This is a genomic window from Pseudomonas sp. EL_65y_Pfl1_R83 (assembly GCF_963970695.1).
Taxonomy (GTDB): domain Bacteria; phylum Pseudomonadota; class Gammaproteobacteria; order Pseudomonadales; family Pseudomonadaceae; genus Aquipseudomonas; species Aquipseudomonas tritici.
Genome location: NZ_CAXAQI010000009.1, coordinates 101,697 through 121,301, shown reverse-complemented (window position 1 = coordinate 121,301; position 19,605 = coordinate 101,697). Strand labels below are relative to the sequence as shown.

The 19,605-nt window shown below is 58.6% G+C and carries 24 protein-coding genes and 1 tRNA gene; 3 read left to right on the top strand and 22 right to left on the bottom strand.

Features of this window, described 5'->3' with window-relative positions:
- Window positions 1–30: 30 nt before the first annotated feature.
- Both AACY08_RS15045 and AACY08_RS15040 read left to right on the top strand, forming a co-directional pair.
- A complete protein-coding gene (locus AACY08_RS15045) occupies window positions 31–243 on the top strand; it encodes a cold-shock protein (RefSeq protein ID WP_339470132.1) in 213 nt (70 codons plus the stop codon).
- A 95-nt stretch (window positions 244–338) separates the two neighbouring features.
- On the top strand, window positions 339–827 hold the full coding sequence (locus AACY08_RS15040; RefSeq protein WP_339438105.1) for an RDD family protein: 489 nt from the start codon (window positions 339–341) through the stop codon (window positions 825–827).
- Window positions 828–899: 72 nt separating this feature from the next.
- Here the strand turns inward: AACY08_RS15040 and nadA are convergent, their stop codons facing one another.
- The 20 genes from nadA to AACY08_RS14940 form a co-directional block, all read right to left on the bottom strand.
- Window positions 900–1,958, bottom strand: a complete 1,059-nt coding sequence (gene nadA / locus AACY08_RS15035; RefSeq protein ID WP_339417187.1) for a quinolinate synthase NadA — start codon at window positions 1,956–1,958, stop codon at window positions 900–902.
- Between the two features lie 235 nt (window positions 1,959–2,193).
- Window positions 2,194–3,771 carry a lactate dehydrogenase gene (locus AACY08_RS15030; protein WP_339470131.1) on the bottom strand — a complete coding sequence of 526 codons (1,578 nt, stop codon included), beginning with the start codon at window positions 3,769–3,771 and terminating at the stop codon, window positions 2,194–2,196.
- Between the two features lie 229 nt (window positions 3,772–4,000).
- Window positions 4,001–4,076, bottom strand: a tRNA-Lys gene (locus AACY08_RS15025).
- Window positions 4,077–4,139: 63 nt separating this feature from the next.
- Complete coding sequence (gene queC / locus AACY08_RS15020; RefSeq protein WP_339470247.1) at window positions 4,140–4,814, bottom strand: 7-cyano-7-deazaguanine synthase QueC; 675 nt, start codon at window positions 4,812–4,814, stop codon at window positions 4,140–4,142.
- A gap of 16 nt (window positions 4,815–4,830) precedes the next feature.
- Window positions 4,831–5,478 (bottom strand): 7-carboxy-7-deazaguanine synthase QueE, encoded by a 648-nt coding sequence (gene queE / locus AACY08_RS15015; protein ID WP_339470130.1) that lies wholly within the window; start codon window positions 5,476–5,478, stop codon window positions 4,831–4,833.
- 164 nt (window positions 5,479–5,642) lie between these two features.
- Window positions 5,643–6,470, bottom strand: coding sequence for a tol-pal system protein YbgF (gene ybgF / locus AACY08_RS15010; protein ID WP_339470128.1), 828 nt, complete (start codon window positions 6,468–6,470; stop codon window positions 5,643–5,645).
- 6 nt (window positions 6,471–6,476) lie between these two features.
- A complete protein-coding gene (gene pal / locus AACY08_RS15005) occupies window positions 6,477–6,977 on the bottom strand; it encodes a peptidoglycan-associated lipoprotein Pal (RefSeq protein WP_003193861.1) in 501 nt (166 codons plus the stop codon).
- Window positions 6,978–7,032: 55 nt separating this feature from the next.
- Window positions 7,033–8,313 carry a Tol-Pal system beta propeller repeat protein TolB gene (tolB, locus tag AACY08_RS15000; protein WP_339470127.1) on the bottom strand — a complete coding sequence of 427 codons (1,281 nt, stop codon included), beginning with the start codon at window positions 8,311–8,313 and terminating at the stop codon, window positions 7,033–7,035.
- Window positions 8,314–8,330: 17 nt separating this feature from the next.
- Window positions 8,331–9,404: a cell envelope integrity protein TolA gene (gene tolA / locus AACY08_RS14995; RefSeq protein ID WP_339417194.1), complete on the bottom strand. Its 1,074-nt coding sequence runs from the start codon at window positions 9,402–9,404 to the stop codon at window positions 8,331–8,333.
- The gene (gene tolR, locus AACY08_RS14990) at window positions 9,404–9,856 is read right to left on the bottom strand and encodes a protein TolR (RefSeq protein ID WP_161793227.1); all 453 of its coding nucleotides are present in this window, start codon (window positions 9,854–9,856) and stop codon (window positions 9,404–9,406) included. Before tolR ends, tolA begins: the two co-directional genes overlap by 1 nt.
- A gap of 23 nt (window positions 9,857–9,879) precedes the next feature.
- Complete coding sequence (gene tolQ / locus AACY08_RS14985; RefSeq protein ID WP_339417195.1) at window positions 9,880–10,575, bottom strand: protein TolQ; 696 nt, start codon at window positions 10,573–10,575, stop codon at window positions 9,880–9,882.
- Between the two features lies 1 nt (window position 10,576).
- On the bottom strand, window positions 10,577–11,032 hold the full coding sequence (ybgC, locus tag AACY08_RS14980) for a tol-pal system-associated acyl-CoA thioesterase (protein WP_049711751.1): 456 nt from the start codon (window positions 11,030–11,032) through the stop codon (window positions 10,577–10,579).
- Between the two features lie 139 nt (window positions 11,033–11,171).
- Window positions 11,172–12,230 (bottom strand): Holliday junction branch migration DNA helicase RuvB, encoded by a 1,059-nt coding sequence (gene ruvB, locus AACY08_RS14975; protein WP_024077146.1) that lies wholly within the window; start codon window positions 12,228–12,230, stop codon window positions 11,172–11,174.
- A complete protein-coding gene (ruvA, locus tag AACY08_RS14970) occupies window positions 12,231–12,842 on the bottom strand; it encodes a Holliday junction branch migration protein RuvA (protein ID WP_003175802.1) in 612 nt (203 codons plus the stop codon).
- A gap of 66 nt (window positions 12,843–12,908) precedes the next feature.
- Entirely contained in the window at window positions 12,909–13,433 is a 525-nt protein-coding gene (gene ruvC / locus AACY08_RS14965) for a crossover junction endodeoxyribonuclease RuvC (protein WP_339417198.1), read from the bottom strand.
- A gap of 95 nt (window positions 13,434–13,528) precedes the next feature.
- On the bottom strand, window positions 13,529–14,275 hold the full coding sequence (locus tag AACY08_RS14960; protein WP_339417200.1) for a YebC/PmpR family DNA-binding transcriptional regulator: 747 nt from the start codon (window positions 14,273–14,275) through the stop codon (window positions 13,529–13,531).
- 150 nt (window positions 14,276–14,425) lie between these two features.
- Window positions 14,426–16,201 carry an aspartate--tRNA ligase gene (aspS, locus tag AACY08_RS14955; protein WP_339470125.1) on the bottom strand — a complete coding sequence of 592 codons (1,776 nt, stop codon included), beginning with the start codon at window positions 16,199–16,201 and terminating at the stop codon, window positions 14,426–14,428.
- A gap of 107 nt (window positions 16,202–16,308) precedes the next feature.
- Entirely contained in the window at window positions 16,309–16,530 is a 222-nt protein-coding gene (locus AACY08_RS14950) for an FmdB family zinc ribbon protein (protein WP_010208103.1), read from the bottom strand.
- A gap of 171 nt (window positions 16,531–16,701) precedes the next feature.
- Window positions 16,702–17,046 (bottom strand): ribbon-helix-helix domain-containing protein, encoded by a 345-nt coding sequence (locus tag AACY08_RS14945; RefSeq protein WP_339470124.1) that lies wholly within the window; start codon window positions 17,044–17,046, stop codon window positions 16,702–16,704.
- A 181-nt stretch (window positions 17,047–17,227) separates the two neighbouring features.
- The gene (locus AACY08_RS14940; protein WP_003193874.1) at window positions 17,228–17,701 is read right to left on the bottom strand and encodes a Dps family protein; all 474 of its coding nucleotides are present in this window, start codon (window positions 17,699–17,701) and stop codon (window positions 17,228–17,230) included.
- A 413-nt stretch (window positions 17,702–18,114) separates the two neighbouring features.
- Here AACY08_RS14940 and AACY08_RS14935 point away from each other — a divergent pair, with 413 nt between their 5' ends.
- Window positions 18,115–18,717 carry a cold-shock protein gene (locus AACY08_RS14935; protein ID WP_339417205.1) on the top strand — a complete coding sequence of 201 codons (603 nt, stop codon included), beginning with the start codon at window positions 18,115–18,117 and terminating at the stop codon, window positions 18,715–18,717.
- Window positions 18,718–18,786: 69 nt separating this feature from the next.
- Here the strand turns inward: AACY08_RS14935 and AACY08_RS14930 are convergent, their stop codons facing one another.
- Both AACY08_RS14930 and AACY08_RS14925 read right to left on the bottom strand, forming a co-directional pair.
- Entirely contained in the window at window positions 18,787–18,993 is a 207-nt protein-coding gene (locus AACY08_RS14930; protein ID WP_015885618.1) for a SlyX family protein, read from the bottom strand.
- Between the two features lie 3 nt (window positions 18,994–18,996).
- On the bottom strand, window positions 18,997–19,422 hold the full coding sequence (locus AACY08_RS14925; RefSeq protein WP_339470122.1) for an HIT domain-containing protein: 426 nt from the start codon (window positions 19,420–19,422) through the stop codon (window positions 18,997–18,999).
- Window positions 19,423–19,605 lie beyond the last annotated feature (183 nt).

Sequence of the window (19,605 nt, the reverse complement as noted above, 5' to 3'; positions counted from 1 at the left end):
CATTAATTTTAGCGTCAAGGAAATAAGAAAATGTCTGAACGTCAGAGCGGTACCGTCAAGTGGTTTAACGACGAGAAAGGGTTTGGTTTTATCACGCCAGAAAGCGGTCCGGATCTGTTCGTGCATTTCCGCGCCATTCAGGGCAACGGCTTCAAGAGCCTGAAAGAAGGCCAGAAAGTGACGTTCGTTGCTGTGCAAGGCCAGAAAGGCATGCAGGCTGACGAAGTACAAGCAGAAGGCTGATCCCAACTGCGACAAAAAGCCCTTGATGCTGACATCAGGGGCTTTTTTATGTGCGATTGCTCGTAAAATGGCTTTTTCCATTAGAGAGCCCTGCCATGTCGAAACCCCTGCTGAGCCCCACAGGCGATTTCCCCGCCGTTGGCCTGGGCCGTCGCTTGGCAGCGATGTTCTACGACTTCCTGTTGTGCACCGCGCTGCTGATCGTTACTGCGTTCATCTACAAGCTGATCTGGATCGCGTTTATGGGCGAAGCCAGGATGCGCACGCTCACCGAGTCCGGCGCACTGGATGGCGATCCGCTGCTGTCGACGATTCTGTTGTTTGTGCTGTTTGGTTTCTTCGCCAAGTTCTGGACCCATTCCGGGCAGACCCTGGGCATGCAGGTGTGGGGCGTGCGCGTGCAGAACGCCGACGGCTCGCGGATCAGCCTGTGGCAGGCGCTGTTGCGCTTTGTGGTGTCGATTGCGTCGTGGCTGTGCGTGGGCCTGGGGTTTATCTGGTCGCTGTTCGATAAGCAAAAGCGCAGCTGGCACGATATCTATTCGGATACGCAACTGGTGCGGGTTCCGAAGCAGAAGAAGTAATTGCAGACGACACACATCAACTGTGGGAGCTGGTTTGCCAGCTCCCACAGTTTGACAGTGTTCACAACGGGGTCAGGCGTTGCCGGCCAGCTTCAGGCGCGCCGCCTGGGTGAAGTCCAACATGCGCTTGAGCGGGCGCACCGCATGCGGGATCACCGACGGCTCGACGAAGATCTCGTTGCTACCCTCACGCAGGCACTGCAGCGTGCGCTCCAGCGTGTTCATCGCCATCCACGGGCAGTGTGCGCAACTGCGGCACGCGGCGCCGTTGCCGGCGGTAGGCGCTTCGATAAAGACTTTGTCCGGGCACAGCTGCTGCATCTTGTAGAAGATGCCGCGGTCGGTGGCGACGATAAAGGTCTTGTTCGGCAAGCGTTGGGCAGCCGCGATCAGTTGGCTGGTTGAACCCACGGCGTCAGCCAGTTCAATCACCGCGGTCGGCGACTCCGGGTGCACCAGAATGGCTGCATCCGGGTACAGCGCCTTCATGTCTTCCAACTGCTTGGACTTGAACTCTTCGTGGACGATGCAGGCACCGTCCCACAACAGCATATCGGCACCGGTCTGGCGCTGGATGTAAGTACCCAGGTGCTTGTCCGGGCCCCAGATGATCGTCTCGCCGTTGTCCATCAGGCTTTCGACAATTTCCAGCGCACAGCTGGAGGTCACCACCCAATCCGCCCGGGCTTTGACCGCCGCCGACGTGTTGGCGTACACCACCACGGTGCGCTCGGGATGCTGATCACAGAACGCCGAAAACTCCTCCACCGGGCAACCCAGGTCCAGGGAACACGTGGCTTCCAGCGTCGGCATGAGAATGCGTTTTTCGGGCGTAAGGATTTTGGCGGTCTCGCCCATGAAGCGCACACCGGCAACTAGCACGGTCTTGGCCGGATGCGCGGCGCCGAAGCGGGCCATTTCCAGGGAGTCGGAGACACAGCCACCGGTTTCTTCGGCCAGGGCCTGGATCACCGGATCACAATAGAAGTGGGCAACCAGGACGGCGTCTTGAGCTTTGAGCTCAGCAGCGATGGCGGTGCGCAGGCTCGCCTCTTCATCGGCGCTAAGGGCCTTGGGCTGCTTGGCGTCGAGATGGGCTTGGACCAGAAGGCGTTCAGAAATTTGCGTCATGTTCGCAAGACCTGCAGGCGCAGTAGCGCGAAAGTCGAGTGTACCACCGGCTCTGGAGCCCTTCGGGCGCCGCCGGACGAAGTGATTGTGTTCATCAAGCACGGGTAAAGGTGAAGCTCGGCAAGGCTACAGAATATCGAATGGATTCAAAAGCCTAATCTGGCATCTGCGGGCGCGTCTGTCAGGCAAAAAACGGGAAACCCCAGGGCGGGGCTGCCCGTTCTCGCAAGCGGTGTCAGCGCACCAGTGCGGATGGATCTTCCTGCAACATTACCGAGGCATGCAGGTCGGCCAGGGCATCTTTCAATGTGGACGCCTGCAGTGCATCTTTGGACTTCTTGCTTTCCTTGGCCGCGTATTCGAGAAGGACGAGGTAATCGCGCTTGACCGAGGCGTCTTTCGGCACAGTGGTGTCCTCCATCAGCTTGCCCATCACATACTTCTGCGTACGAGTGTTCTGGCTGGCACTCTGCTCGACGGATGCGTTGACCAGCAAGCCGTCCTTGTAGGAGAGATTGGCCGAACTGCTGGCCTTGTCCTGCACTTGCACATAAAGATAGTTCTGCGACTCCAGGCTGCCATCCAGAGCCGGTGCCTTTCCACCCTTGAGGCCTTTATGGAAACTCGCGGAGAGGCTCGACTGCTGGTCCTGGCTGACGTTGCGGTCCAATGCGCTGCTGCCGCCGACGCGGGTCTTTTGCGACACTTGATAGGCAAAGCCGTCCACCTCGGACGGGCGCATCGGGTTGGGTGAGTCAGTGGCCTGCTTGATCGACGCCTTGAAATCAGCAAGGCCGGTCAGCAGTCCCTGGTCGGTCGGGTTGCGGGTCAGCGCTTCCGGCAGGGAAATGGCCTGTGGATAATGGCTGTTCATGGCGCGGAACGCGTCCTTGAACATCGCCATCAACTCCGGCTTGGCGCTGCCGCGTTCCTGCGCGCGATCAAACTGGGTGAGGTAGCTTTTCAGCGCATTGGCCTGCTGCTTGGCATCGCCCAGGATCGCGCTGTTTTTCAGGTCCACTGCCACGTTAAGTTCGCCCAGCGGGCCACTCATGCGTGTAGTACGGCTTTGACTGTCGGCGTGGAAGGCCAGGCTCAGGTCCTGACCGTCCAGGCCCTTTAGCGTGGCGTTGAGGTTCACCGAGGCCAGCAGCTTGGAATCAAACTGCGTCAGTTGGCTGAGGTCGAGCTTCGGCGGCGTCGCAGTCACCCCGTCTACGGCGGCCTGGAAGGCGCTGCCCAATTTGCCGACCGCCTCGAGTTCGTCATCGCTCAAGGTGCCGCCATCCACGGTGGCCTGCACACCCAGGCCATCGGCCTGGCTGGAGAGGCTGAAGGTCACGGTCTTGCCGCTGGCGGTCTGGATGCTGAGGCTCAGCAGATTATCGGCCTTGGTGTGCAGCAGGCTCTGATCGATCTTGAGTTCGCCGGCGTTTTGCGCCCGATCCGCACTCGCGTACAAAACAGACTGGGAAACCCCCACCCCGCCGCCCTTGACGAATTGCGCAACCAAGCCGGTGCCGAGGCCACTGAAGCGGCTGGCTGTGGACAACGAGTTGAAGTTGGTATTTAGGGTTTTGCTGAGCGCATCCTGGCTTTCGCTTTCCCAGGCACGCACGGTCTCTTGACCCGGTAATTGCCCCCTGCGGGAATACGTGTCAGCAAGCGTATCGGAGACAACATTGCCCAGGCTGACGACCAGGGACGGTCGCTTTACGCTGACGTCCGTGCTTTGCGCCAGAGTGGCGCTCGGCGCTTCTGCCGGACGGGGAACAAGCGTAGTGGCGGAGGTGATAGGCGAAAGCGTGGTCATGACGGTCCTTGTCCTGAGCTGTATAGCACTCAATCTACTCGCGATTCGGATCGTTTGACAACAAACGGGGAGAAAAAGCCTTGCCCCTGTGACGCTTGCCGTCGAACAGAAACAAAAATGCCCCAGGCTTCTGGTCCGCCTGGGGCTTTGGGTATGTTCAAACAGGCAAAAAAAAACCCGGAAATCCTCACTTGCGTGGGCCTTCCGGATTTTCTAAATCCGCCAAATATGGTGGGTCGTGTGGGATTCGAACCTACGACCAATTGGTTAAAAGCCAACTGCTCTACCAACTGAGCTAACGACCCGCTGTGTGGTGGCGCGTATAATACTGATTTCTAAGGATTATTCAACACCTTATTTGAAATAAATCAGAAATAACGCGTTGGGTCAGCAATTCCGGCCGCTTGGAAGCCTTCTGCACGCAGTCGGCAGCTATCGCATTTCCCACAAGCACGGCCGTCATCGTCTGCCTGATAGCAGGAAACAGTCAGCGAATAATCAACGCCAAGTCCTACGCCAGCCTTGACGATATCGGCCTTGCTCAGGTTTTGCAGCGGCGCGAGGATGCGGAAGCCCTGCCCCTCTACACCGGCCTTTGTTGCCAGGTTGGCCATGCGCTCGAACGACTCAACGAACTCTGGGCGGCAGTCCGGGTAGCCGGAGTAATCCACCGCATTGACGCCGATAAAGATGTCACGGGCGCTGAGCACTTCTGCCCAGCCGAGGGCCAGGGACAGGAACACGGTGTTACGTGCAGGCACATAAGTCACCGGGATACCTTCGCTGGGCGCTTCCGGTACATCGATGCTGCTGTCGGTCAGCGCGGAGCCGCCGATGCCGTTGAGATTGAGGCCGATCACCTTGTGCTCTACCACGCCCATCTCACGAGCGACGCGGGCGGCGGCGTTCAGCTCGGCACGGTGGCGCTGGCCGTAGTCGAAGCTCATGGTATAGCAGCTGTAGCCTTGCGCTTGTGCCATGGCAACCACTGTGGCGGAATCAAGGCCACCGGAAAGGAGGATTACCGCGCGTTTTTGATCCATTGTTTGTTCTGTCATATCAGCGTCCTGGCTCGTCGTTCCAAAGGTATTTATGCAACTGCAATTGCAGGCGGACCGGTAGATTGTCCGCCACGACCCAATCGGCAAGGTCACGCGCGTTCAGGTCATGGTGGCTTGGCGAGAACAGCACCTCGCCCGCGCGACGATCCAAGCCATATTGAATCAGCTTGGAGTTTGCCCAGTCGTAATCGTCGCGGGAACAGATAACGAACTTGACCTGGTCGTTCGCCGTCAGCAGGTCGATGTTCTCGTAGCGGTTGCGATGTGCTTCCTTGGAGCCTGGAGTCTTGAGGTCGACCACGCGACTTACACGGGGGTCAACCGCAGAGATGTCCAGAGCGCCACTGGTCTCCAGCGACACTTCATAGCCGGCATCACACAGCTGCTTGAGCAAAGGGATGGCATTGGGCTGGGCCAGCGGCTCACCGCCGGTCACGCAGACGTAGCGCGGCTTATAACCGGCAACCTGCTCCAGGATGTCATTGAGGGTGCGCACCGTGCCGCCACTGAAGGCGTAGGCGCTGTCGCAGTATTGGCAACGCAAAGGGCAACCGGTCAGCCGCACGAATACTGTGGGCAGGCCAGCCGTTCGCGTTTCACCCTGCAACGAGTAAAAAACTTCGGTAATTCTTAATGTGTCGTGCATAGTCGCCACGGGCGTAACAGCTAAACAGGCTGTCCGCCTCCGTCAGGCACCTCAAGAGACCCCGCCAACGCGTAGACCCCAGGAAGCGTGTTTCATAAAAGGGCGTGGATTCTAACGAAAAAACCCGCGCCAGGCGCGGGTTTCTTCTAAACGGGCGGCATCGCTTACAAGCGTTGCAGGTCCCGCTGGGCCAACTGGGCAGCGGAAGTACCCGGATATTGGGCCACGACCTGCTGCAGAATACCTTTGACCTTGTCGGTATGACCCAGGCGGCGTTCTACGTCAGCGAGTTTGTACAGCGAATCCGGCACCTTGGCGTGCTTGGGGTACAGCTGGCTGACCTTGGCAAATGCCTGGCCCGCCCCCTGCAGATCACCTTTGGCCAAGTTGACTTCGCCCAACCAGTATTGGGCGTTGCCCGCGTACTGGCTGTTCGGGTATTTGCGCAGGAAAGCGGTAAAAGCCTGGCTGGCCCTATCGAAATCCTTGGCTTTGATCAGGTCGAAGGCTGCATCGTAATACAGCTTTTCCTTCGCCGGATCACCCGGTTCGCTGCTGGCAGGGGCTTGGCTTGCAGCCCCCGCTGCGACACCACCGGCAGCAGCGCTAGGCGCACCACCGGCAGAAGAATTATCAGGAGTGGCGGCAGGTGCAACACCGGCTCCAATACGTCGATCAAGATCCTGGTAACGCTCCAGGCCTTCTTGCTTCAGCTGGTTCACTTGATTCTGCAGTACCTCAATGGTGCCTTGTTGCTGCGCCAATTGATCCTGCATGCGTTGCAGCTGGTTGAACAGTTCGCCCTGTGCCGAGGGAGCGGACGTAGCCGCTCCCCCCGCATAGGCGCCGTTCGTACCATAACCCGCTGGTGGATAGCTGCTCGCGCTATTGTTATAGCCTGAGTTGCTATCTTCCACAGGAACCGCAGCCCACACCGCAAGCGGTGCGAGACTGAGAGCCAATACAGTTAGAGCACGACGGCACGTTCGCATGACGAATTACTTACGCAGTTCGACGCGACGGTTTTGAGCCCAGGACTGCTCATCGTTACCGGTGGCAACTGGACGCTCTTTACCGTAGGAAACCAGTTCCAGTTGGCCTGGAGCAACACCTTGCAGTACCAGGTAGCGCTGAACGGCTTTCGCACGACGCTCGCCCAGTGCCATGTTGTACTCACGAGTACCACGGGCGTCAGTGTTACCTTCCAGAACAACGCGAGCGCCGTTAGCTTTCAGGTCCTTCGCGTGAACGTCCAGAGCGCGCATGGCCTCTGGTTTCAGGTCCGAACTGTCGTATTCGAAGTAGAAAGTGGTGATAGCGCGCAGAGCAGCTTCTTCGCTCAGGGAGCCGTCAACTGCACCAGTGTTAGCGCCGTAACCAGCGTTTGGATCAACAGCTGCGCCTTCACCGGCATTGTCGCCGCCTTTAGACGAGCAACCAACAGCTACGGACAGAGCCAGAGCCAGAGCAGCAAACTTACCAAACTTCAGCATTTCCATCGTGAAACTCCTAATGAACCCCAGTGTGTTAAGTACTTCTTTTTGTAGCGCCGCGTCAGTTCAGGTAAGGGGACCAGGATGGTTCTCTGACTTCGCCTTGTGCGGTAGGAAGCGGGAGCCTTACGCGTCCATTAATGGACACGAGCATCAAGACTCCCCGGCCCTGCTGGCGGGTGGCGTAGATTACCATGGTGCCGTTGGGCGCAACAGTGGCTGACTCATCAAGGTTGGTATCTGTGAGGATTTTTACGGTTCCGCGCTGCAAATCCTGGGCCGCAACCCGGAAATTAGTGAAACCATCCTGACGGTGAATCATCACCAACGTCTTTTCATCGGCCGAAAGCTTAGGGTTGGCGTTGTAGTTACCAATAAAGGTCACACGTTCCGCACCGCCGCCATTCACGTTTGCCTTGTAGACCTGTGGCTTACCGCCACGGTCAGAGGTGAAGTAAATGGTCGAACCATCCTTACCCCAGAACGGCTCGGTATTGATGCCAGGGCCATTGGTTACGCGGCTGAGCTGGCGCGAAGCCATGTTCATCACATAGATATCCGGGTTGCCATCTTTGGACAGCACGAACGCCAGGCGCGAACCATCCGGCGACCACGCGGGTGCACCGTTGAGGCCTTCAAAGTTAGTGATCTGCTCACGACGGCCAGTATCAATGTGCTGCACGAAAATCCGTGGGCGGCGCTGTTCAAAAGACACATAGGCAATACGCTTGCCGTCCGGCGCAAAGCGCGGCGACAGGATTGGCTCACGCGATTGCAGCAGGGTCACTGCGCGTGCACCGTCGTAGTCCGAGCGCTGCAGCGTGTAGCGCGTGTTATCCACGGAAAAACGTTCAGCCGTTACATAAAGCAGACGCGTCGAGAACGCACCCTTGATGCCGGTGAGTTTTTCAAACGACTGGTCCGAGATGTAGTGGGCCATGTCCCGCAGTTGTTCGGCGGTGCCCGAAACGCTGCCGGTCAAGACCTGCTGCTCGGTCGCCACGTTGAACAAGGTGTAGGTGATTTGCAGGCGACCGCCGGCCGGCGTGATGTTGCCGACCATCAGGTATTGGGCGCCAACAGCCTTCCAGTCTCGGAACACAACTTCGCTGGCCTGGTTAGGCTGGCTGATCATGTTGCCCTTTGGAATCGGTGCGTAGTAGCCGGAGTTGCGCAGGTCGTCACTGACGATCTGGGCTATGTCGTCCGGCAGCACGCTGCCGCCCTGCCAGCCGAACGGTACTACCGCGATCGGGGTGGCCCGATCGCTACCGCTGGTGACCAGGATGTTCTTTTCATCCGCCGCCGCTATCCCTGCCATACAGCAAATAACGACAAGCATTCCTCGAAGAAGGTTTCTCACAAGGCTAGATCCTCAGGTGTGAATGTCATCTTGAATGATCGATAGGGAGCGAAGTCGCTTGGTTTCATTCCCTGCATCTCGGTCAACCGGCCAATATTCTTGACCGCGGCAACCGCCGAACTGTCGAACGAACCGTCACCACTGGACTTGGCCACGCTGACCGAAGTCACCGTACCGTCCGGCAACATGCCGATCTGCAGCACTACTGTCATGCCTTTACGCGCCGAAGGTGGACGTGTCCAGCCTTCTGCTGCCCGCGCCCGAATCAGGTCGTCGAAACTGCCTGCGACATCATCGCCTTGCTCATCGGCCAAGGCTTGCTGACGCTGAGGCGTGTCGGAAAGCAAATCTGCCAAGGCCTGGGCCTTTTTCTCTTCGGCGGATTTACGCGCTGCTTCCTGGGCCTTTTTCTTGGTGGCGTCGGCGGCAGCTTTCTTCTTCGCGTCGTCGGCGATTTTCTTCTTCGCCTGGTCTGCTTCAGCTTTTTTCTTGGCGTCTTCGGCGGCTTTTTTCTTCGCGTCTTCGACTATTTTCTTCTTGGCGTCTTCAGCGGCCTTTTTCTTGGCCTCTTCTTCAGCAGCTTTCTTGGCTTCTTCTTCAGATTTCTTTTTGGCTATATCAGCCAATTGTTTCTCTTCAGCCTTTTTAGCTTCGGCAGCTTTCTCGGACTTCTTGGCCTCATCAGCCTTTTTCGCCTCATCAGCTTTCTTGGCTTCGTCAGCCTTTTTCGATTCCTCGGCCTTTTGAGCCGCCTCTTCTTTCTTTTGTTCCGCAGCAGCCTTCACCGCTTCCTGCTCGACCTTCTTCTGTTCCATCTGTTCGACTTCAGTCTGGCGCGCAGCCGACTTCTGGGCCTCACCCGCAATCTTCTGATTGGTCTGGGTGGTGGCCTGACTTTTCGATTTCAGCTGATACAGGGTCGCCTGCACGATCGGCTTGGCTGGCGGCAGGTCCGGGGTCATGGCAAAGCTGACGAACAGCATGCCAAACACCAGGACGTGCAGGGCAATTGCCCAGACGCTAGGCCAGAAGAAGCTTTCCGAGGCGGACGGCTCTCGCTGTTGCTGCATCAGGGCGCCTCGGTAATCAAGCCAACGTTACCGACGCCGGCCTTCTGCAGCCCGCCCATGGCGCCCATGACGGAGCCGTAATCGACCGACTTGTCACCGCGAATGAAGACCTGGGTGTGCTTGCCGCCTTCGTTGCCGGAGCGAATGATCTTGGTCACAGCGTCAGTCATCGCTGGCAAGGTGAGGGCCTTGTCCTGCTGCTTCTGGGTGTCGACTTCGCTGCCAAGGTTCCAGTAATAGGTCTTGTCAGCCTTGATCGAAATGGTCAGGACCTGGGTGTTGTTGTCTTGCGGCAAGGCTTCACTGGAAACCTTGGGCAGATCAACCTTCACGCCCTGGTTGAGCATCGGCGCGGTCACCATGAAGATAACCAGCAGCACCAGCATCACGTCGATGTAAGGCACTACGTTCATCTCGGCGACCGGCTTGCGCTTTTTGCGAGCTCGAGCGATTAAAGCCATTGGGAATTACCTGCTTATTCTTCGCTGGTGTGCACTTTACGGTGCAGGATCGCCTGGAACTCATCGGCGAAGGTGTAGTAACGGCCAATCAACGTCTCGCTGGTAGCGGCGAAACGGTTGTAGGCGATTACTGCCGGGATCGCAGCGAACAGGCCGATCGCGGTGGCGACCAGGGCTTCAGCGATACCCGGGGCCACGGTGGCCAGGGTCGCTTGCTGGGCCTGGGCCAGGCCGCGGAAGGAGTTCATGATCCCCCACACGGTACCGAACAGGCCGATGTACGGGCTCACGGAACCGACGGTGGCGAGGAACGGCAAGCTTTGCTCAAGCTTCTCTTCTTCACGGGAAATGGCGACGCGCATGGCACGGGCCACACCTTCCATGACCGCTTCCGGGTCCACGCCTGGCTGCTGGCGCAGACGGGAGAATTCTTTGAAGCCCGCGCGGAAGATCTGCTCGACGCCCGAATCCGGGTCCGGGTTGCTACCGGCCTGGCGGTACAGCTTGGACAGGTCGATACCCGACCAGAAGCGCTCTTCAAAGCTCTCCAGGGCACGTCGACCGGCACGCAGCAGGTTGCTGCGCTGAAAAATCATGACCCAAGAGGTAACCGATGCGGCTACCAGGGTCAGCATCACCAGTTGAACCACAACACTGGCATTACTGACCAGGCTCCACATGGAGGAATGGTCGACGACGGTAGGTTCCACGCTAAATCTCCTGCTTTGATTGTTTACCCGCGCCGCTTACGCCAGCAAAGGCCGCACGTAGAGCTTCGGGAATGGCCCGGGGTTTCAAACTATTGGTGCGCACACAGGCCACCAGGAACTGCCCCTCGCAGAGCAGCGTTGCATCCGTTGCCCGCCTGACCTGCTGCTTGAAACGCAGGCTGACACGGTTCAATTCGATTACTTCAGCGCTTACCAGCAATTCATCGTCCAGCCGCGCCGGCGCGTGATAACGCGCCTCGCTGGAATGCACGACGAATAACAGGTCCTCCCCTGCCAGCTCGGATTGGGCAAAGCCCAGCTCCCGTAGCCGCTCGGTTCGAGCCCGCTCCATGAACTTGAGGTAATTGACGTAATACACGATGCCGCCCGCGTCGGTGTCCTCGTAATAAACGCGACAGCGATGAGCGAACGACTGATCCCCGTTTTGCGCGCGCATACTCTAGTGCTTACTCCTCAGGTTGCCAATCCGGCCAGGCAACTGTTTTTTCATTCTCTGAAACATATCCAGTGACTGAAAGACGACGCCAGCCACTAGGACAGCACAAACATCGAATAAATCGACTTTCGTGAAGCTTTTAATCGTCCACTGCATCGAGGAATTCGTCTACCACGGGCATCTCACCCAATCGTGACGGAATGTTTAATCCGAAGTGCAGGTAGGCATGGCGCGTCACGACGCGGCCCCTCGGAGTGCGCATGATATAACCCTGTTGGATCAGGTACGGCTCCAGCACATCCTCAATGGTATGGCGCTCCTCACTGATCGCCGCCGCCAGGCTGTCGACGCCCACCGGCCCCCCGTCGAACTTCTCGATCATGGTCAAGAGTAGACGTCGATCCTGGTGATCAAAGCCGTGTTCATCCACATCCAGCAGGTTCAAGGCCAGGTCGGCCACGGGCTTGGTGATATGGCCCTTGGCCCGCACTTCGGCGAAATCCCTCACGCGACGCAGCAAGCGGTTGGCAATCCGTGGCGTGCCACGGGCGCGACGGGCGATTTCAAACGCGCCTTCCGGGTCCAGCGGCAAGCCAAGAATGCCTGCCGAACGGCTGACGATGGTCGCCAAGTCTGCGGTGCTATAGAACTCTAGACGTTGAACAATGCCGAAACGGTCTCGCAGCGGGTTGGTCAACATGCCGGCGCGGGTGGTGGCGCCGACGAGCGTGAAAGGTGGCAGGTCGAGCTTGATCGAGCGCGCCGCAGGGCCTTCGCCGATCATGATATCGAGCTGGAAGTCTTCCATCGCGGGATACAGCACTTCCTCGACAATCGGCGAGAGTCGGTGGATCTCGTCGATAAACAGCACATCGTGCGGCTCAAGGTTGGTCAGCAATGCTGCCAGGTCGCCCGGACGCTCCAGCACCGGGCCGGAGGTCGACTTGATCGACACGCCCATTTCCTGGGCAATGATGTTGGCCAGGGTGGTCTTGCCCAGACCCGGCGGGCCGAAGATCAGCGTGTGATCCAGGGATTCACTGCGTCCGCGCGCGGCCTGGATAAACAATTCCATCTGCTCGCGCACGGTAGGCTGGCCGATATAATCCGCCAGGCTCAGTGGACGGATGGCGCGGTCCTGGATTTCTTCACGGTCGCGCGGGCCGGTGGCCGCGATCAGACGATCAGCTTCAATCACTTAAATCATTCCCTTCAGGGCACGGCGGATCATGTCTTCACTGCTCAGGTTCTTGTCCTTGATGGCCGATACGGCCTTGCTGGCTTCCTGCGGCTTGTAGCCCAGGGAGATCAGCGCACTGACCGCATCACTTTCGGCGCTCGCGACCTGCCCCGCCGGCATATCCGGCTGGTTCGGCACCAGGGCAAACATGCTCGGCACGACTTCCCAGGCCTTGAAGCGGTCCTTGAGTTCCACCAGCAGGCGCTCGGCGGTCTTTTTGCCGACGCCGGGCACCTTGGTCAACGCAGAGGTATCCTGGGCCGAAACGGCTCGCACCAGTTCATCCACTTCCAGGCTCGACATCAAGGCCAGGGCCAGTTTCGGCCCCACACCATTGAGGCGGATCAGCTCGCGGAAGAAGTCACGGTCGCGCTTGCCAATGAAACCATAGAGCAGTTGTGCGTCTTCGCGCACCACCAAATGAGTGTGCAGTGTTATCGGCTCACCGACCGACGGCAGGCGATACAAGGTGGTCATGGGCACTTCCAGCTCATACCCCAACCCATTTACATCCAGAATCAGGTGCGGCGGCTGTTTCTCAGCCAGGGTGCCGCGCAAGCGTCCAATCACGGTTCGTTCCTTAAAGCTTGAGGTCAGATCAAGGCCTGACCGGAAATAACGATTGCGCTGATGCTATCAGAGACGCAGGCGCCCGCCACGACTGCGTGCCGTACCGAGGCCGTGCGGTAGCAGACTGGATCGGGTGTGCGCATGGCAAATGGCGATGGCCAGGGCGTCGGAGGCGTCAATCTGCGGCTTGGCGGTGAGTTTGAGCATGTGCATGACCATCATCTGCACCTGTTCCTTGTTGGCCCCACCGGTGCCAACCACGGCCTGCTTGACCTGCGTCGCGGTGTACTCGGCAATCTCCATGCCCTCCTCCGCGCCGGCCACGATGGCCGCGCCACGGGCCTGGCCAAGCTTAAGGGCTGAGTCGGCGTTCTTTGCCATGAACACCTTCTCGATGCCCATGGTCACCGGCCCGTACGTCTGGATCACCTCACGCACGCCGCGATAGACAATCTGCAGGCGCTCGGCCAACTCGCCCGCGCCGGTACGGATGCAACCCGAGGCGACATAGATGCAGCCGCGCGGGGTGTGTTGCACCACGCCAAAACCGGTGATGCGCGAACCGGGGTCGATACCTAGGATTAAAGTCATAACGCCTGCAGGTTGGGTAAAACAATTTTCGATACAGAGGAGATCCAATGTGGGAACGGGCTTGCTCGCTCCCACATTTTGATCTACGTCACCCATCAGCCTAGCTGTGCGGCAACTTCTTCCGGGATATCGGCGTTCGAATACACATTCTGCACATCATCCAGGTCTTCGAGCATGTCCAGCATCTTCAGCACTTTCTGCGCACCGTCCAGATCCAGCTCGGCGCTGGTGGTCGGCAGCATCACGATTTCCGCGTCAGTGCCTTTGAAACCAGCGGCTTCCAACGCATTGCGCACGGCATAGAACCCGGCAAACGAGGTGAACACGTCGATGGAGCCGTCGTCGTTGGTCACCACGTCGTCGGCATCCGCCTCCATCGCGGCTTCGATCAGTGCATCTTCATCCACACCCGGTGCAAAGGAAATCTGCCCCTTGCGCTCGAACAAGTAGGCCACCGAACCGTCAGTACCGAGGTTGCCGCCGCATTTGCTGAACGCATGGCGCACAGCCGCTGCGGTGCGGTTGCGGTTGTCGGTCATACACTCGACCATCACCGCCACCCCGCCCGGGCCATAGCCTTCGTAGCTCAGCTCGACCATGTCGTCGGTATCGGCGGCACCGGCGCCACGGGCCACGGCGCGGTCGATGATATCGCGGCTCATGTTCGCACCCAGGGCCTTGTCCAGCGCCAGGCGCAGACGCGGGTTGGAGCCAGGGTCACCACCGCCTTGGCGGGCAGCGACGGTCAGCTCTCGGATCCACTTGGTGAAGATCTTGCCTTTCTTGGCATCTTGACGCTCTTTGCGGTGCTTGATGTTCGCCCACTTGGAATGGCCAGCCATAACACAACTCCGAAATTCTGTAGAAACCTTAACAATCCCACCCCAGGTGGGACTTCCCTCTTTAAAGCACAGCCCTTGTAACGCAAAGGCGCATCCGAAGATGCGCCTTTTTAGACTGCGTAAACCTCAGTGCGCTTTCACGCTGCGGCCTTACTCAGCTTTCGGCGCCTCACGCAGACGAATGTGCAGTTCGCGCAATGCCTTGGCATCCACCACACCTGGAGCCTGGGTCATGACGTCCGCAGCACTCTGGGTTTTCGGGAAGGCGATCACTTCACGGATCGACTGGGCGCCGGTCATCAGCATCACCAGGCGGTCCAGGCCGAAGGCCAGGCCACCGTGGGGCGGTGCACCGTATTTCAGGGCGTCGAGCAGGAAGCCGAATTTCTCTTCCTGTTCCGCTTCGTTGATACCCAGCAGACGGAAGACCGACTGTTGCATCTCTTTGCGGTGGATACGGATCGAGCCGCCACCCAGCTCAGTACCGTTCAACACCATGTCGTAGGCACGGGACAGAGCGCCAGCCGGATTGGCTTCCAGCTCTGCCGGCGTGCACTTCGGCGCGGTGAACGGGTGGTGCAAGGCGCTGAAGCTGCCGTCGTCGTTCTCTTCGAACATCGGGAAGTCGACAACCCACATCGGTGCCCACTTGCAGGTCAGCAGGTCGAGGTCGGTGCCCAGCTTGATGCGCAGTGCGCCCAGCGCTTCGCTGACGATCTTGGATTTGTCGGCGCCGAAGAACACGATGTCGCCATCGACCGCACCGACGCGATCGAGGATCGCGTTCAGGTTGTCCAGCGGGATGTTCTTGACGATCGGCGATTGCAGACCCTCAACGCCATTGGCGCGCTCGTTGACCTTGATGTATGCCAGGCCCTTGGCACCGTAGATGCCGACGAACTTGGTGTAATCGTCGATCTGCTTGCGCGGCATGCTCGCGCCGCCAGGCACGCGCAGGGCGGCGATGCGGCATTTAGGATCGTTGGCCGGGCCGCTGAACACCTTGAAGTCGACTTCCTTGAGCTGGTCGGCCACGTCCACCAGTTCCAGCGGGTTACGCAGGTCTGGCTTATCGGAACCGTAGCGGCGCATGGCTTCTTCGAAGGTCATGTGCGGGAATTCGCCGAACTCCAGGTCCAGCACTTCCTTGAACAGGTTGCGGATCATTTGCTCGGTGAGGCCCATGATCTCTTTTTCATCGAGGAAACTGGTCTCGATGTCGATCTGGGTGAATTCCGGCTGGCGGTCGGCGCGCAGGTCTTCGTCACGGAAGCACTTGGCGATCTGGTAGTAACGGTCGAAGCCGGCCACCATCAGCAGTTGCTTGAACAACTGCGGCGATTGCGGCAAAGCGAAGAAGCTGCCGGCGTGGGTACGGCTAGGCACCAGGTAGTCACGCGCGCCTTCCGGGGTGGCCCGGGTCAGGATCGGCGTTTCAACGTCCAGGAAGCCGTTTTCGTCGAGAAAGCGGCGGATGCTGGTGGTCATGCGCGAACGCAGGCGCAGCTTCTCGGCCATTTCCGGACGACGCAGGTCCAGGAAGCGGTAGCGCAGGCGGGTTTCTTCGCCCACGTCGGAGTACTCATTGAGTGGGAACGGCGGGGTTTCCGACTCGTTCAGCACTTCCAGCTCGTAGCCCAGCACTTCGATGCCGCCGGACGCCATGTTCTTGTTCACAGCGCCAGCGGGACGCAGGCGAACCTTGCCGGTGATCTTCACAACGTATTCGCTGCGCACGCGGTCGGCGGCAGCGAAGCTCTCGGCGCGATCCGGGTCGAACACCACTTGGGCCAGACCATCACGATCACGGATATCGAGGAAGATGACCCCGCCGTGGTCGCGGCGACGGTGAACCCATCCGCAAAGGGTGATTTCCTGACCTTCCAGGGTCTCGTTCAGTTGGCCGCAATAGTGGCTGCGCATCATGGTAGTGGTTTCACTTCTCGTAATTCGAAATTCGGTGGAGGCCCGCCTCGTCACCGTACATTAAAGCAGGGGACGGATAATGCAGGAGCCTGCGCGTAGAGTTCAACTCAGTCTGCTTTGTCGCCGCCGGCCAGGTTCTTCTTCGAGCCGGTCTTGAAGTCGGTCTCGTACCAGCCGCTGCCGCTCAAGCGGAAGCCCGGCATGGACAACATCTTCTTGAGCTCCGGAGCCTGGCAGGCAGGGCAATCGACCAACGGCGCGGCGCTGATCTTCTGAATGGCTTCCAACTGATGACCACAGGAAGCGCATTGATAGTCGTACATGGGCATGGAGATGTCTCGGCGATCAGATCGTTACTGCGCCACGCCTGCCCTGCGGGTTCGCAGCATGCGTAGCAAAGCGCGGGATTATATCTGGTAAATCGAGGCAGCGCAGCCGGCTTTCTGTCCTGAGCCTTACCCACCTCAGCTCATACATGGGCCGGCCCCGGTGCCCGGTGACTACCTCGGTGAGTATGAAGGTTCAATACGCCCTTTCAAGAGGTAAACCACGCACACCACCCTGACCAACCCACTGAAGTTCTTCACACCTCCATAACGCAAGTGCACTTCCCGATCGACGTAAGACAGCAACGCACTGACTGAACAGGCGTTGATCCTGGCTATTTCCGTGAGGATATTCCAATAGATCTGCTCCAGCCGCAGACAAGTGGAAAACCCATTGAGCCTCACCGACCGAGACAATGGCTTGGCCAGTCCCATATCGAACCCTTTTGCAAAAGGGTCGACCTGTATCTTATGAAAACCACCGGTTTCCATCACTCCATTACCGACTCCACGTGACATACACCTGACACTCCATTGCCAAACAGCAGCCCACGGGATATCCCCTTGGGCAGTGGCCCTATAAAACAGCAGCGAGCAACGGGCAGCCAGAAGACGCGGGAGTTGATCGGCGTAGGACAACGCCAGGAAATGCGCGGAAACAAGCGAGCGGCGCCAGGACGGCGCCACTCAGGGTCGGCGTTTACTGGTTTTCAAGCAGCGAACGCAGCATCCACGCGGTTTTCTCGTGAACCTGCATACGCTGGGTCAACAGGTCGGCCGTCGGCTCATCGCTGACCTTGTCGAGCAATGGGAAGATGCCGCGCGCTGTGCGAGTGACGGCTTCCTGACCAGCCACCAGTTGCTTGATCATCTCTTCGGCACTGGGTACGCCCTCTTCTTCCTTGATAGAAGAAAGGCGGGCATAGATCGAATAGGCACCCGGCGCCGGGAAACCCAGGGCACGGATACGCTCGGCAATGGAGTCCACCGCCAGGGCCAACTCGTTGTACTGCTCTTCAAACATCAGGTGCAACGTACGGAACATGGGGCCCGTGACGTTCCAATGGAAGTTGTGGGTCTTCAGATACAGTACGTAGGTATCGGAAAGCAGTCGTGAAAGCCCATCGACGATGGATTTACGATCTTCTTCACTGATACCGATATCGATTGCCATGTTTATCCCCTTCAATTGACAAGCATTTGTTGATCAGGTGCAGGACCACTCTAGCAAGAGTGCCGGTGATGCGCAGCCCGGAGCGGCAATTCGCCCCGGTGTAACCTGCCAAACGGCGCAGCCGCAGCCGTCGAGCCATGTGGGAAATATCTCTACCAGCCGCTTGAATGGCCTGCACGTGTCTAGGACAAGCGTTTGACGCAGAAATGCGGTCCTCCTTGCAACACCCCGAAATGCTTGATTTGAGTAGGCACAGCCTTTGCTGTTAAATAGACGGCGTGTCGTCGCCGTTACTTTCTGCGGCAGCGACATAGGCTGATACCCGCGCACGTGCCCAACGCCTCCCATTGTTCAGAAGCGAACCGTGCCAGTCAGCTCTTCCTCGTGATCCGTCTTAACGTGAGTTAATCAAAATGTTGAAAATCGTCCACCTGCTAACGGGCGTTGCAGCTTTGCTGCTGTCCTTTATACCGAGCTTGCAACAGGGAAGCCCTCCCTACCTGGAACAACACGACGCTCTGTACCTGGCCTTGTTCGGCCTTCTTAACCTGACGCTGGCACCCGTGATCCCTTACTGGAACAAAGGCACACGTCATCAACTGCAAAACCTGGTCAGCGCGCTGCTGGTGCTGACCGTTGTCGTACAAACCCTCACCCTCCTGGCCCCCATGCCTGAAGTCGGTGGCCACCCGGCCATCCTGCTCAGCCTGGTGATTGCTGTGGTCGCCATCGTTCTTCACTTGGCCATCAGCTTCTACCGTTCGTCTCCTGCGGCCTCGTCGCCAACCTACGACATGACCAATCGGGATACCGGTACCGTCAAGTGGTTCAACACGTCCAAGGGCTTCGGCTTTATTTCCCGCGATTCGGGCGACGATATCTTCGTCCACTTCCGGGCCATTCGCGGCGAAGGCCATCGCGTCCTGGTGGAAGGCCAGCGCGTGGAATTCTCCGTCATGAATCGCGACAAAGGCCTGCAAGCCGAAGACGTGATCGCTGCACTGCCGCGTCGCTGATACGCGCCTTCGCAGCAAAAAAAACCGCGAGCCAGCATTGCTGGATCGCGGTTTTTTTATGCGCGGCTATTAATAGTGAGGCGGCGGCGCTTCTTCTTCCGATGTCTCGAATTGGCCGCCCATCTCTTCCTGGCGCTTGAGCAGCGCGGTCATCTGCAACTGCAGGCGCTCGACCGCACGTTGCTGCGTGACCAGAATATCATTGAGGGTCTCGATGGTGTCGTCCTGGAAGGCCAGCCGGCTTTCCAGGTCGGTAACGCGATCTTGCAAATCCATAATTCAGCCCTGGGTAAAGATGAAATCGGCAGGCAGCAGCTCACGCAGACGAGCGCGGATGGCTGTCACTTGCTCATCGGTGTAAGGCTGGGCCGGATGCCTGCCCCACACCGGCGCCGGCCAAGCGGCGTCGTCGCGTTTGCGCACGATCACGTGCACGTGCAACTGACTGACTACGTTGCCCAGTGCGCCGATATTCATCTTTTCAGCCGCAAGGCCTTCATTCAGCAATTGCGCCAAGGCGGTGGTTTCTTGCCATAAGCGCTGCTGGTCGGTGACATCCAGCTGAAACACTTCGCTGATACCGTTGATACGCGGCACCAGGATGAACCAAGGGTAGTTCGAGTCATTGGACAGCAGCAGGCGACAGAGGGGGAAATCCCCAATGACCAGCGTGTCTTGTTGAAGGCGTTGATCTAAAGCGAACACCGCAGGCACTCCGTTCGGCAGGACAGGTTCAAGGCCGATAGCATACCTGCGAATCGGTACTGCTTCACGCCGCGCCAGAGGCGCATTGGCAACGCATGGCAAAAAAAATGCGCACCATTTCGAGACAGTCGAATATTTCGACTACGCTCAATGACCAATACTTCAGCGATTGGCCAGATGCTG

What these genes read in the sequence shown, in the direction of transcription:
- AACY08_RS15030 (WP_339470131.1), bottom strand. Translation starts at nt 3,771, where the DNA reads ATGACCACGCTTTCGCCTATCACCTCCGCCACTACGCTTGTTCCCCGT.
- AACY08_RS15045 (WP_339470132.1), top strand. Translation starts at nt 31, where the DNA reads ATGTCTGAACGTCAGAGCGGTACCGTCAAGTGGTTTAACGACGAGAAA.
- ybgF (WP_339470128.1), bottom strand. Translation starts at nt 6,470, where the DNA reads ATGCGAACGTGCCGTCGTGCTCTAACTGTATTGGCTCTCAGTCTCGCA.
- nadA (WP_339417187.1), bottom strand. Translation starts at nt 1,958, where the DNA reads ATGACGCAAATTTCTGAACGCCTTCTGGTCCAAGCCCATCTCGACGCC.
- AACY08_RS14945 (WP_339470124.1), bottom strand. Translation starts at nt 17,046, where the DNA reads ATGTCACGTGGAGTCGGTAATGGAGTGATGGAAACCGGTGGTTTTCAT.
- tolA (WP_339417194.1), bottom strand. Translation starts at nt 9,404, where the DNA reads ATGCAGCAACAGCGAGAGCCGTCCGCCTCGGAAAGCTTCTTCTGGCCT.
- ybgC (WP_049711751.1), bottom strand. Translation starts at nt 11,032, where the DNA reads ATGCGCGCGCAAAACGGGGATCAGTCGTTCGCTCATCGCTGTCGCGTT.
- AACY08_RS14950 (WP_010208103.1), bottom strand. Translation starts at nt 16,530, where the DNA reads ATGCCCATGTACGACTATCAATGCGCTTCCTGTGGTCATCAGTTGGAA.
- AACY08_RS14930 (WP_015885618.1), bottom strand. Translation starts at nt 18,993, where the DNA reads ATGGATTTGCAAGATCGCGTTACCGACCTGGAAAGCCGGCTGGCCTTC.
- tolB (WP_339470127.1), bottom strand. Translation starts at nt 8,313, where the DNA reads ATGCTTGTCGTTATTTGCTGTATGGCAGGGATAGCGGCGGCGGATGAA.
- pal (WP_003193861.1), bottom strand. Translation starts at nt 6,977, where the DNA reads ATGGAAATGCTGAAGTTTGGTAAGTTTGCTGCTCTGGCTCTGGCTCTG.
- queC (WP_339470247.1), bottom strand. Translation starts at nt 4,814, where the DNA reads ATGGATCAAAAACGCGCGGTAATCCTCCTTTCCGGTGGCCTTGATTCC.
- AACY08_RS15040 (WP_339438105.1), top strand. Translation starts at nt 339, where the DNA reads ATGTCGAAACCCCTGCTGAGCCCCACAGGCGATTTCCCCGCCGTTGGC.
- ruvC (WP_339417198.1), bottom strand. Translation starts at nt 13,433, where the DNA reads ATGACTTTAATCCTAGGTATCGACCCCGGTTCGCGCATCACCGGTTTT.
- AACY08_RS14935 (WP_339417205.1), top strand. Translation starts at nt 18,115, where the DNA reads ATGTTGAAAATCGTCCACCTGCTAACGGGCGTTGCAGCTTTGCTGCTG.
- AACY08_RS14940 (WP_003193874.1), bottom strand. Translation starts at nt 17,701, where the DNA reads ATGGCAATCGATATCGGTATCAGTGAAGAAGATCGTAAATCCATCGTC.
- queE (WP_339470130.1), bottom strand. Translation starts at nt 5,478, where the DNA reads ATGCACGACACATTAAGAATTACCGAAGTTTTTTACTCGTTGCAGGGT.
- aspS (WP_339470125.1), bottom strand. Translation starts at nt 16,201, where the DNA reads ATGATGCGCAGCCACTATTGCGGCCAACTGAACGAGACCCTGGAAGGT.
- AACY08_RS14960 (WP_339417200.1), bottom strand. Translation starts at nt 14,275, where the DNA reads ATGGCTGGCCATTCCAAGTGGGCGAACATCAAGCACCGCAAAGAGCGT.